A 12,730-nucleotide genomic window follows, 5' to 3' on the forward strand; every position below is an offset into this window, starting at 1 on the left:
CTACGACCCGAGGATCGTGGTCAGGAACTCGCCCGTCCACGCCAGCAGTTCGCGTCCCACCACCGGCTTCCCGCCGATCTTCCCGCTCGTCGGGCGCGGCACCAGGATCTGGTGGACGGCCGGCTTGATGACCGTCCGCGGGTAGAGCCGCTTCAGCCGCAGCTCCTGGGACTCCCTCAACTCCACCGGCGCGAAGCGGATGTTCGGCCCCTGCAGCACGATCTCGCCGACACCGCAGGCACGGGCCAGCATCCGCAGACCGGCGACCAGGAGCAGGTTCTCCACCGGCTCGGGCAGCTTGCCGTAGCGGTCGGTCAGCTCCTCCCGTACCGCCTTGATGTCCTCCTCCGTGTTCGCGGAGGCGATCGCCCGGTACGCCTGGAGGCGCAGACGCTCGCCGGGCGCGTAGTCGTGCGGCACGTGGGCGTCGACGGGCAGCTCGATCTTGACCTCCAGCGGCGGCTCCTCCTCGACACCGCCCTCCAGCGAGGCCCTGTAGTCGGCGACCGCCTCGCCCACCATCCGTACGTACAGGTCGAAGCCGACCCCCGCGATGTGGCCGGACTGCTCGCCGCCGAGCAGATTGCCCGCGCCGCGGATCTCCAGGTCCTTCATCGCCACGTACATGCCCGCGCCCATCTCGGTGTGCTGGGCGATCGTCGCGAGCCGCTCGTGCGCGGTCTCCGTCAGCGGCTTCTCCGGCGGGTAGAGGAAGTACGCGTACCCGCGCTCGCGCCCGCGGCCCACACGGCCGCGCAGCTGGTGCAGCTGCGAGAGCCCGAAGTTGTCGCCGCGCTCCACGATGAGCGTGTTGGCGTTGGAGATGTCGATGCCGGACTCGACGATCGTCGTCGAGACCAGCACGTCGAACTTCTTCTCCCAGAAGTCGACCACGACCTGCTCCAGGGCCGACTCCGACATCTGACCGTGGGCGGTCGCGATCCGCGCCTCCGGAACGATGTCCCGCAGCCGCGCCGCCGCCCGGTCGATCGACTCGACCCGGTTGTGGATGTAGAAGACCTGGCCCTCGCGCAGGAGTTCACGGCGGATGGCCGCGCCGATCTGCTTCTCCTCGTACGGCCCGACGAAGGTGAGGACCGGGTGCCTCTCCTCGGGCGGGGTGGTGATCGTCGACATCTCGCGGATGCCGGTGACCGCCATCTCGAGCGTACGGGGGATGGGGGTGGCCGACATCGTCAGGACGTCGACGTTGGCCCGCAGCTTCTTCAGCTGCTCCTTGTGCTCGACACCGAAGCGCTGCTCCTCGTCGACGATGACCAGGCCGAGGTCCTTGAACTTCGTCTCGGAGGAGAACAGGCGGTGCGTGCCGATGACGATGTCGACGGAGCCGTCCTTCAGGCCCTCCACCGTCGCCTTCGACTCCGTCTCCGTCTGGAAGCGGGAGAGCGCACGGGTGACGACGGGGAACTGCGAGTACCGCTCCGAGAACGTGCCGAAGTGCTGCTGCACGAGCAGCGTGGTCGGGACGAGCACGGCGACCTGCTTGCCGTCCTGGACCGCCTTGAACGCCGCACGGACCGCGATCTCCGTCTTCCCGTAGCCGACGTCGCCGCAGATCAGCCGGTCCATCGGGACCGTCTTCTCCATGTCCTCCTTCACCTCGGCGATGGTGGACAGCTGGTCGGGCGTCTCCGCGTACGGGAAGGCGTCCTCCAGCTCCCGCTGCCACGGGGTGTCGGGGCCGAACGCGTGCCCGGGGGCCGCCATCCGGGCGCTGTAGAGCTTGATCAGGTCGGCGGCGATCTCCTTGACCGCCTTCTTCGCGCGCGCCTTGGTCTTCGTCCAGTCCGCGCCGCCGAGCCGGTGCAGCGTCGGGGCCTCGCCGCCGACGTACTTGGTGACCTGCTCCAGCTGGTCGGTGGGGATGTAGAGCCGGTCGCCGGGCTGGCCGCGCTTGGCCGGGGCGTACTCGACGAGCAGGTACTCGCGGGTGGCGCCCTGCACCGTCCGCTGGACCATCTCGATGTACCGGCCGACACCGTGCTGCTCGTGGACGATGTAGTCGCCGACTTCCAGGGTCAGCGGGTCGATCGTCTTCCGCCGCTTGGCCGGCATCCGCTGGCCGTCCTTGCCGGCCGCCTTCTGGCCCGACAGGTCGGTCTCGGTCAGGACGGCCAGCTTGAGAGCCGGGTCGACGAAGCCGTAGTCGATCGAGCCGGTGGCGACATGGACCACGGACGGGGTCACCTCGGCCAGGTCCGCGTCGAGCCGGGCCGCGATCCCCTCGCCGCCGAGGACCTCGACCGTTCGGGTCGCCGGGCCGTGCGCCTCGGTGACGTAGACCGTGCGCCAGCCGTCGGCCAGCCAGCCCTTGGTGTCGGCGAGCGCCCGGGCGGTGTCGCCGCGGTACGTCTCCGGCGCGTGCATCCCGAGCTTCAGGGTGTCGTCGTCGAGCGTCTCGTCCGCCGCGAACGGGGAGACCGACCACCACATCATGTCGAGCTCGCGCGCCCGGTCCCGCACGTCCGCGATCCCCCACAGGGAGGCCGCGCCCACGTCGATCGGCGCCTCGCCGCCCCCCGCGGTCGCCGCCCAGGACGCCTGGAGGAACTCCTGCGACGTCGCGACCAGGTCGGCGGCGCGCGTACGGACCCGCTCCGGGTCGCACACGACGGCCATCGAGCCCTTCGGCATGACGTCGAGCAGCAGCTCCATGTCGTCCACCAGGACGGGCGCGAGGGACTCCATGCCCTCGACGGCGATCCCCTCGGCGATCTTGCCGAGCAGCTCGCCCAGCTCGGGGTGTTCCTCGGCGAGCGCGGCGGCCCGCCGCCGTACGTCGTCGGTGAGGAGCAGCTCACGGCAGGGCGGGGCCCACAGGCCGTGTTCGGCGACTTCGAGGGAGCGCTGGTCGGCGACCTTGAAGTAGCGGATCTCCTCGACGTCGTCGCCCCAGAACTCGATCCGGAGCGGGTGCTCCTCGGTGGGCGGGAAGACGTCCAGGATGCCGCCGCGCACGGCGAACTCGCCGCGCTTCTCGACCAGCTCCACACGGGAGTACGCGGCGGCCGCGAGCCCCTCCACGACCTCGTTCAGGTCGGCCGTCCGCCCGGTGCGCAGGGAGACGGGCTCCAGGTCGCCGAGGCCCTTGACCTGCGGCTGGAGCACGGACCGTACGGGCGCGACGACGACGGAGACCGGGCCGGCCGACGGGTCGTCGGTGGACGGGTGGGCCAGACGGCGCAGCACGGCGAGGCGCCGGCCGACGGTGTCCGAGCGGGGTGAGAGCCGCTCGTGCGGGAGTGTCTCCCAGGAGGGGTAGTCGACGACCCTGTCCGGGTCGATGAGGGTGCGCAGGGCGGCCGCCAGGTCCTCGGCCTCCCGGCCCGTCGCGGTGACCGCGAGGACGGGACGCCCGGCGTCCCGGGCGAGCGCGGCCACCGCGAAGGGGCGCGCGGCCGGGGGGCCGACGAGGTCCACGTGCGTGCGGCGGCCGTCGGACGCGGCCTTCACCGCTTCGGCGAGGGCCGCGTCCTTGACGACGAGGTCGAGCAGACCGTGCAGGCTCATGGAGCTTTCCATCCCGGGTTCGGACTACGGGGGCGGGCAACGCGAACAGCCCGACACGTCACACGGGCCGGGTGTTCCCGGCGCCGTCGAGGGGCCGGGTGCTCCCCCAGCCTACGACGTGGCCGGCACCCCGGCGCGAGGGAATCCGCCCGCGCCGGGGCGTGAGCGGCCGCGGCCCCCGGCGGACCGTGTCCGCCGGGGGCCGGGCAGCCCGTGGGAGCACCCCCGTGGCGCCCTCGGGACTACTCGCTGGCGATCGCGTTCAGGACGTTCATCCGGCCGGCGCGGAACGCCGGGACCAGGGCCGCGAACAGACCCACGAACGCCGAGCCGACGAAGACCGTCAGGATCGTCGGCCACGGGATCTCCAGGACGCCGAGGCCCTCCAGGGCCAGCAGCTTCTGGGCCGCCGTGCCCCAGCCCATGCCCAGGGCGAGGCCGAGCAGGGCGCCGAAGAGGGCGATGACCACCGACTCCAGGCGGATCATGCGGCGCAGCTGGCGGCGCGAGAGGCCGATCGCCCGCATCAGGCCGATCTCCCGGGTCCTCTCCACCACCGACAGCGCGAGCGTGTTCACCACACCGAGCACGGCGACGATGATCGCGAGCGCCAGCAGGCCGTACACGATGTTGAGCAGCTGGCCGACCTGGTCCCTCAGGTCCTGCTTGTAGTCGGCCTGGTTCTGCACCTTGTACTGCGGGTAGGCGGCGAGCGAGTCCTTGAGGGCCGCGTACGCCTCCGTCTCCTTGCCGTCCACCGCCGTCGCGAACATGATCATGCTCCGCGGCTGCTTGGCGGCCGGCAGGTACCGCTCCATGGTGGTGATGTTGGTGTACATCACGCCCTTGTCGACGTTGTTCTCGTCCGAGGTGATCGCCGCGACCTTCAGCTTCGCGCTGTCGCCGCCCTTGAAGGCGACGGTCAGCACGTCGCCGACCTTCACCCCGTGCTCCGTGGCGTAGTCGCTGCCGACCGACATCGCGTCCGCCCCGTACGCGGCGGTCAGCTCGCCCGCCGTCGTGTCGCGGCGCAGGTCCCGCGCGTACGACGGCTCCGCGGCGACGAGCCCCTTGTCCACCGGCTTGCCCGCCGGGTCGGTGATCTTCGCCTCGACCCACCGGTACTCGGTCACGTGGGTGAGGCCCGGCGTCTTCTCCAGGGCCGCCTGCGCCTGCGGCATGATCGGCTGCCCGTTGGTGGACTGCACGATGAAGTCCGCGCCGACCGAGCGGTCCAGCTCCTCGGTCGCCGAGGCGACCATCGACGAGCCGACCACCGACAGACAGGCCACCAGGGCGAGCCCGATCATCAGGGCGGCGCCGGTCGCTCCCGTACGGCGCGGGTTGCGCAGCGCGTTGCGCTCCGCCATCCGCCCGACCGGACCGAAGACCCTGAGGACGACCACACCGAGGGCCTTCACGACCCCGCCCGCGAGCAGCGGTCCGACGACGACGAAGCCGATGAGGGAGAGGAGGATGCCGAGGCCGAGCCAGAGGGAGCCTGCGGAGGCCTTCTCCGCCTGCGTAGCGGTCCACAGTGCCGCACCGCCGCCGAGCGTGAGGAGCAGGCCGAGCCCGCCCCGGATCACGCCGGCCTTGCCGTCGGCCGGGGTGCCGGCGTCGCGCAGGGCCGCCATCGGGGAGACCTTGCCGGCCCGGCGGGCCGGGATGTAGGCGGCGAGGACGGTGACGACGACGCCGAGCAGGAGGCCGACGGCGGGCGTCGTCCACTTCACGGTCAGGTCCTCGGTGGACAGCTCCATGCCCATGGAGGACATGAGCTCCATCAGGCCGACGGCGAGTCCGACGCCGGCCGCGACACCGGCGATCGAGCCGACGACACCGAGGAGGACCGCCTCGACGAGGACGGAACGGTTCACCTGCTTGCGGCTGGAGCCGATGGCCCGCATGAGGCCGATCTCCCGGGTGCGCTGGGCGACCAGCATGGAGAAGGTGTTGACGATGAGGAAGATGCCGACGAGGAAGGCGATTCCGGCGAAGCCGAGCATCGCGTACTTCATGACGTCGAGGAACCCGGCGACGTCCTCGCGGCCCGCGTCGGCGACCTCGGCCGCGGTCTGCAGCGTGTAGCCGCTGCCGACCGCCGCGGCGATGGCGCCCTTCAGCTTCTCGTCGCTCACCCCGGGCACGGCGTCGGCCGTGATCTGGGTGAACAGGCCTTCCTCGCCGAGGAGTTCGCGCTGCGCGGTGGCGGTGTCGAAGTAGACGACGGTGGCACCGGGGTTGGTGACCTTGAACTCGACGATGCCGGAGACCTTCGCCTTGAAGTCGCCGGTGACGGCGATGGTGCGCAGTTCGTCGCCGATCTTCAGCCCGTGCTTCTCGGCGGTGCCGGCGTCGACCATCACCTCGGTGGGGCCGCGCGGCTCGTGGCCGGAGGCGATGTCCACCGAACGGAGCTCGTTGGCGCTCCAGTTGGCGGCGATCGTCGGGGCGCCGCTGGTGGGGCCGACGTTCTCGTCGTCGGAGTCGACGACGGTCACGCTCAGGGAGATGACCGAGCCCTGGGCGGCCTTGACGCCCTCGGCCTTGCGGACCTGCTCCACGAGCGAGGCGGGCAGGGTCTCGGGGCGGCCGGACTGCGGGGTCTCGTCGTCGACCGCCGCGTCCTTCGGGCTGAGCGTGACGTCGGAGGCGGTCGAGGCGAAGAGCTTGTCGAAGGTGGTGTTCATGGTGTCCGTGAAGACGAGGGTGCCGCTCACGAACGCCACGGAGAGCAGGACGGCGACGGCGGAGAGCGCCATGCGGCCCTTGTGCGCGAAGAAGTTGCGCAGGGAGGTCTTGAGGACGGTCATGACGTCCGCCCGCGCGCGTCGAAGTCCTTCATGCGGTCGAGGACGGCGTCGGCGGTGGGCCGGAACATCTCGTCGACGATCCGGCCGTCCGCCAGGTAGAGGACGCGGTCGGCGTAGCTGGCGGCGACCGGGTCGTGGGTGACCATCACGATGGTCTGGCCGAGCTCGTCCACGGACTGCCGCAGGAAGCCGAGGACTTCGGCGCCGGCGCGGGAGTCGAGGTTTCCGGTCGGCTCGTCGCCGAAGATGATCTCGGGCCGGGCGGCCAGTGCCCGGGCCACGGCGACGCGCTGCTGCTGACCGCCGGAGAGCTGCGTGGGCCGGTGCCCGAGACGGTCGGCGAGACCGACGGTCGACACGACCCGGTCGAGCCACTGCCGGTCCGCCTTGCGGCCGGCGATGTCCATCGGCAGCGTGATGTTCTCCAGCGCGTTGAGCGTCGGCAGCAGGTTGAACGCCTGGAAGATGAAGCCGATCCGGTCGCGCCGCAGCCGCGTCAGACGCTTGTCCTTCAGGCCGGTGACCTCGGTGTCGTCCAGGAAGATCTGGCCGCTGGTGACGGTGTCGAGCCCGGCGAGGCAGTGCATCAGCGTCGACTTGCCGGAGCCCGAGGGGCCCATGATCGCGGTGAACTGCCCACGGGCGATGTCCACGTCGACGTGGTCGAGCGCGACGACCCGGGTCTCGCCGGCTCCGTACGCCTTGACGACCTGCCGCGCCCGCGCGGCGACGGCCGTACCCCCTGCGGTCTCCCCGTGCTGGGGGATGGTCACAGCCGAAGTCACGGTATGTCTCCTATGTCTGGTACGGATCCGACTCGTGTCCGAGTCTGCGAGAAGGAGGGCGGCGGATCACTGGTGCTGGGCGCACTCTTCGCCCTGGGGTTTTCCGTAAGACCAAGTTAAGGACGGAGGGGGTCGCTCCTCGTCCTCCGCCGGAACGAACGGCCCCTGCCCTCTATGGGGGAGAGACCCCTAGGGGTTCTCCACCCGAGGTTCGAGTGGGAGGCTAGGCCGACGTAACTAGATGTACGACCCATCAGACGGAGGGGGCCGGGGTGTCACGGACGACGACGCGGCAGGCGGCGGCATCGGCGACGACTCCGCGCGGGCGGGGCCCGGTCGTCGCCGCCCTGATGCTCGGCATGGCGCTCGCCGCGCTCGACGGCACGGTCGTCTCGACCGCCGTACCGCAGATCGTCGGCGACCTCGGCGGCCTGTCCGTCTTCTCCTGGCTGTTCTCCGGCTATCTGCTCGCCGTCACGGTCACCCTGCCGGTGTACGGAAAGCTCTGCGACACCTTCGGCCGCAAGCCGGTCCTCATCGCCGGAACGATTCTCTTCCTCATCGGCTCCCTGCTGTGCGCGGCCGCCTGGAACATGGGCTCACTCATCGCCTTCCGCGTCGTGCAGGGCCTCGGCGGCGGCGCGCTCCAGGGCACCATCCAGACGATCGCGGCGGACCTCTACCCGCTGAAGGAGCGCCCGAAGATCCAGGCGAAGCTCTCGTCGGTCTGGGCGACTGCCTCGGTCGCCGGCCCGGCGGCCGGCGGGCTCCTCGCCGGATACGCGGACTGGCGCTGGATCTTCCTCATCAACCTGCCGGTCGGCCTGGTGGCGCTCTGGCTCGTGGCCCGGTACCTGGTCGAACCGGAACGCACGGCGCGGGCGGAGGCAACGACACCGGCGGAGGGGACGGTACGGACGGGGCCGGCGGGGGCAGGGCGTACGGCGCGCGGCGAGGGGCCGGTCACGCGGAAGGTGTCGGTCGACTGGGCCGGTGCGCTCACCATCTTCGCGACGGGGACCCTTCTGCTCACCGCCCTCGTCCAGGGCGGCGTCGCCTGGCCCTGGCTCTCCGCGCCCTCCCTCGGCCTCTTCACGGGCGCGCTCGCCCTCGCCGGAGTCACCGTCCTCGTCGAACGCCGGGCCGCCGACCCGATCATCCCCGGCTGGATCTGGCGACGCCGCACGATCTCCGCGGTCAACCTCGCCCTCGGCGCGCTCGGCCTGCTCATGGTCGCCCCGACGGTCTTCCTGCCCACCTACGCCCAGTCCGTCCTCGGCCTCGGCCCGATCGCCGCCGGCTTCGTCCTCTCCGCGATGACCCTCAGCTGGCCGGTGACCGCCGCCCTCTCCAACCGGGTCTACAACCGCATCGGCTTCCGCCTCACCGCCGTCGTCGGCATCACCCTCGCCCTGCTCGTGCTGCTCGCCTTCCCCTTCCTCCCCTTCCCCGGAGAGCCCTGGCAGCCCGCCCTGCTGATGCTCCTCCTCGGCGGTGCGCTCGGCCTCTTCCAGCTCCCGCTGATCGTCGGCGTCCAGTCGACCGTCCCGTACGAGGAACGCGGCACGACGACCGCCTCGGTCCTCTTCTGCCGCCAGGTCGGCCAGAGCGTCGGCGCGGCCCTCTTCGGCGCGATCGCCAACGGCGTCCTCGCCTCCCGCCTGGGCACCGGCACCGACCTGGACAGCCTCGCGTACGCCCTGGACCACGCCGACGACACCCTGCGCCGCGCGGTCGACGCGGCCGTCGACTACGTCTACCTGGGCGCGGCGGGCGCCGCCGCGCTCGCCCTGCTCGTCCTGCTCACCCTGGCCCCGCGCCGCTTCCCGGTCCTGACGGAGCACCAGGACCGCGGTCAGTCGGCCTGATCCCCGCCGTCGGCGCCCTCCTCGTCACCGTCACCGTCCCCGCCGTCGTCCTCGCCGTCGTCCTCGACGGCACCCCGGCCCGTGAGCGAGGCGAGCGCGGCACGGATGTGCTCCATGTGGGCGTGGATCTCCTCACGCGCCTCCTCGTGCTCCCGCACCACGCGCTCCGTCTCCCGCTCCACCCGCTCCCGCCGCGTCCCCGCCTCCACCAGGAGCTCCGCCGCCCGCGCCTCCGCGTCCTCCTGGCCGTGCCGGGCCTCCTCCTGCGCCCGCGCCAGCTCACGTTCGGCCTCGGCCACCCGCGACCGCGCGGCCACCACCAGCTCCTCGTGCCGGGCGTCCAGCTCGGCCACCCGGGACACCGCCGTCCGCTCGGCCCCCTCCCGTACCCCGGCCTGCTCCACGCGCTGGGCCTCCAGCAGCGCCGCCGTCCTGCGCGCCGTGTCGTCGAACACCGCCCGCGCGGCCGCCCGGCGCGCAGCCGCCTCCTCGCGCGCGGCCGACCGCAGCGCCTCGGCCTCCGCGACCGCCTCCGCCAGCGTCTCGGCGGCCGCGGTCTCCGCCTCCGCGAGCAGCGCGTCCGCGTACTCCCGGGCCGACTCGGTCGCCGTACGCGCCGCCTCCTCGGCCTCCTCCGCCAGGGCCTGCGCCTCCGCCTCGGCCTCGCGTACGAGACTCTCGTCCGCCGCCTCCGCGAGCTCCAGGATCTCCCGCGCCCGCCCGCCCAGCGACTCGAACCGCTGCGGTGCCAGCGCGTCGACCTCCGCCCGCAGCCGGACCGCCTCCTCCTCCATCTCCCTGGCGAGGACCGTCAGCCGGGCCGCACGCTCCCATCCGGCGTCGCGTTCGCCGGAGAGCGCGGCGAGGTGACGGTCGACCTGTCGCGGGCGGTATCCGCGCCCTCGTGCGACGACGGCGAAACTCATCCCTGACGCTCCTTCCATAACGGCTCAAAAGCCAGGATGCGCCATCAGACACGACAAAAGGCGTCCGACGTGTCGTACACGTCGGACGCCTTCGGTCACACGCGGCCTAGAGCAGGCCGTCCCACATCTGCTCCAGGAGCACCGACCACCAGTTCTCCGGCGACGCCAGCGCCGCCGGGTCCAGCATCGCCAGCTGCGCCTGGAAGTCGACCGTCCAACGACCCGCCTGCTCGGGGTTGAGCCCGAACCGCAGACGCCACATCCGGCCCAGCAGCGCCATCGAACGGGCGAACTCCGGCAGCCCGCTGTTCACGAACTGCGGCGCCACCGGCGCACCGCCCGGACCGGCCTCGACCGGCACGGCGACGATGTGCGCGGTCCCGTACTGGACACAGATCGCCCGCCCGAAGTCCGAGCCGACCACCAGGTACGAGCCCGCGTCCGACGCCGGCTGGACCTGGCGCTGCGCCGCGAGCTCCGCCAGCGTCGGCACCACCGGCTGCGCCGGCTGCGCCCAGAAGAACGGACCGAAGTCGGCCGGCAGACCCGCCCATACGAGGGTCAGCGCGACGACCTCCGGCACACCCTGCCGGGACACCGCCCGCTGGTCGAACCGGCAGATACCGGGCCCGAAGGCACCCGCCATCTCCTGCGCGATCCCGTCCGGGGGGATCGGCGGAGCCGGCTGCACCGGCGGCAGCGGAGCACGCACCGGCGCGGGGCGCGCCGGGCCGTCCGCGACCTGATGCAACTCACCCTGATGGGTCAGGAGTTGCCGCATGCCCTGCTGACGGCCCGCGTGATCCCGGCCGTACGGCGCGATGTTGGTGATCCGCGCCTGCGGCCAGGTCTCCCGGATCATCCGCGCGCAGTAACCGCCCGGCAGCTCACAGGACTCCAGCTCCGTGTGCAGTTCGAGCACCTGCTGCGGCGGCACGTTCATGGCGCGCAGCTCGTGCAGGATCTGCCACTCCGGGTGCGGAGTGCCGGGGGCGGACCGCCGGATGATCTGCGCCTCGGAACCGTCCGGCGCACGGTAGCGCAGCACCGCCTGGTAGCCGGGGCCGACGGTCGGCTGACCGGCCGGCTGCTGCGGGTACCCGTACGCCGGCGGAGCGCCCTGCACCGACGGCGGCGGCATCGGCGGAGCGGGCGGACCACCCGGACCGGGCTGCGCCAGCATCGTCGCCGCGTGGTGCACCCCGCCGGGCGGGGTCCCGGGAGCACCCGGGGCTCCGGGGGCACCAGGAGGCCCGGGCGGAGCCACGGGGGCACCGGGCGCACCGGGAGGCCCGGGCGGGGCGATGCCGCCCGGCCCGGGGTGGGCCAGCATCGTCGCCGCGTGCGCGACACCCGCACCGGCACCGTCGGACCCACCGGGCACACCGGGCGCACCCGGCGGCGCGGGCGGAGGCACCGGAGCACCGGGCCCGCCCTGGTTCGGGTGCGCCAGCATCGTCGCGGCATGGTGCACGGGCTGCGGAGGCGTCGGCGGACCGGGAGGCCCGGGCGGCCCGGGCGGCTGCGGCCCGTCGGGCCCGAGCTGCGACACGAGCTGCGTCGCCACGTACCCCCCGGCGGGCGCACCGGGAACCCCCGGCGCCTGCGGCGGCGGAGGGGGATTCCCACCACCCCCGCGTCCGGCCCGCGGAGGCAGCGCGGCCTTGCTGGTCGCGGCGTCCGCGATGTCCCCGGCCCCCGGAGCACGCGGCGCGGGCGGAGGCGTGGGGGCGCCGGGCACGCCCGGCGGAGGCGTGGCACCGGACGCTCCGGGAGCCCCCGGAGCACCGGGCGGCGGACCGGCGGGCCCGCCGGCCGGCGCACCCGTACCGCTCGGGCCGCCGCTCGACGCCGGGCCGCGCGGCGCGAACGGGTCGTCGGCACCGGGCGGCGGAGGGGCGCTCGGGTCGAGCGCCCGGGCGATCGCCGTCGGAGGAAGCGCACTGCCGCCCGACATCAGGGCCGTCGGAGCGTCCGCACCCACCACGGGAAGCGGCGTGTCGTCGTCGTCCGCGCCCGACAGCGGCGGCGCGAAGACCGTCGCGGGCAGCGGCACCGAACCGTCCGCACCGCCCGAACTCGCGTTGGCGTCCGCCCACGGGCTGCTCGACGGCGTCTCCGCCGGAACGCCCTCCGAGGCCGTCGGCTCGTAGTCGGCCGACCGCCCCTCCGCACCGCCCACGGAATCGGCGGCCGCACCCGAAGGCGCCCCGCCCGAAGACGGCACGCCCGAAGGCGTCCCACCCGAAGACGGCACGCCCGAAGGCGCCCCGCCCGAAGACGGCACTCCCGAAGGCGCCCCGCCCGAAGACGGCACACCCGAAGACGGCGCACTCACCGGCTCCACCGGCGGCGCACCACCGCCCGTCGCCTCCGGCGTCGACGAACTCCCGCCCGCCTGCGACGCATTCGGCCCCTTCGGCGGCAGACCCAGCTTGTCCGCCGCGTCCTGCAGCCACTCCGGCGGCGTCAGCAGGAACGACGTCGCGTTCAGATCGACCCGCTCCGGCGGCGCGGGCGCCGCGGCACCCGCCTCGTCGGCGACGGACCCGTACTCCTCCTCGTACCGCCGGATCACCTCACCCACCGGCAGCCCCGGCCACAACGTCGCCTCACCGCTGTCCCGGGCGATGACCAGACGCTGCAGACCACCGTCGGAGGTCGGACCCTCCTCACGGTCCTCCGCCCACACGACGAAGCCCAGCCCGAACTCCCGCACCCGCACCTCCCGGTGCTGGTACGCCGGCACATCACCGTTGATCCATTCCTCGGCGCGCTCCTGCGCCTGCGCGAACGTCACCACA

6 protein-coding genes are annotated in these 12,730 nt (G+C 73.0%); 1 reads left to right on the forward strand and 5 read right to left on the reverse strand.

Annotated features, from left to right (window positions below; all coding sequences use genetic code 11):
• The 3 genes from mfd to ACZ3IJ_RS18110 form a co-directional block, all read right to left on the reverse strand.
• Positions 1-3,531 carry a transcription-repair coupling factor gene (gene mfd / locus ACZ3IJ_RS18100; protein ID WP_467469281.1) on the reverse strand — a complete coding sequence of 1,177 codons (3,531 nt, stop codon included), beginning with the start codon at positions 3,529-3,531 and terminating at the stop codon, positions 1-3.
• Between the two features lie 242 nt (positions 3,532-3,773).
• The gene (locus ACZ3IJ_RS18105) at positions 3,774-6,347 is read right to left on the reverse strand and encodes an ABC transporter permease (RefSeq protein WP_467469283.1); all 2,574 of its coding nucleotides are present in this window, start codon (positions 6,345-6,347) and stop codon (positions 3,774-3,776) included.
• Positions 6,344-7,132: an ABC transporter ATP-binding protein gene (locus ACZ3IJ_RS18110; protein WP_467469286.1), complete on the reverse strand. Its 789-nt coding sequence runs from the start codon at positions 7,130-7,132 to the stop codon at positions 6,344-6,346. The genes ACZ3IJ_RS18105 and ACZ3IJ_RS18110 overlap by 4 nt, the downstream gene beginning before the upstream one ends.
• Positions 7,133-7,482: 350 nt before the next feature.
• On the opposite strand from ACZ3IJ_RS18110, the gene ACZ3IJ_RS18115 reads away from it, so the two are divergent.
• The gene (locus ACZ3IJ_RS18115) at positions 7,483-9,000 is read left to right on the forward strand and encodes an MFS transporter (RefSeq protein ID WP_467469696.1); all 1,518 of its coding nucleotides are present in this window, start codon (positions 7,483-7,485) and stop codon (positions 8,998-9,000) included.
• On the opposite strand, the gene ACZ3IJ_RS18120 is transcribed toward ACZ3IJ_RS18115, so the two are convergent.
• Positions 8,988-9,926 carry a cellulose-binding protein gene (locus tag ACZ3IJ_RS18120; RefSeq protein WP_467469288.1) on the reverse strand — a complete coding sequence of 313 codons (939 nt, stop codon included), beginning with the start codon at positions 9,924-9,926 and terminating at the stop codon, positions 8,988-8,990. The genes ACZ3IJ_RS18115 and ACZ3IJ_RS18120 overlap by 13 nt on opposite strands.
• A gap of 106 nt (positions 9,927-10,032) precedes the next feature.
• Positions 10,033-12,729 (reverse strand): SUKH-4 family immunity protein, encoded by a 2,697-nt coding sequence (locus tag ACZ3IJ_RS18125; RefSeq protein WP_467469290.1) that lies wholly within the window; start codon positions 12,727-12,729, stop codon positions 10,033-10,035.
• Between the last annotated feature and the right edge of the window lies 1 nt (position 12,730).

This window comes from Streptomyces sp. NPDC013317 (assembly GCF_055563155.1).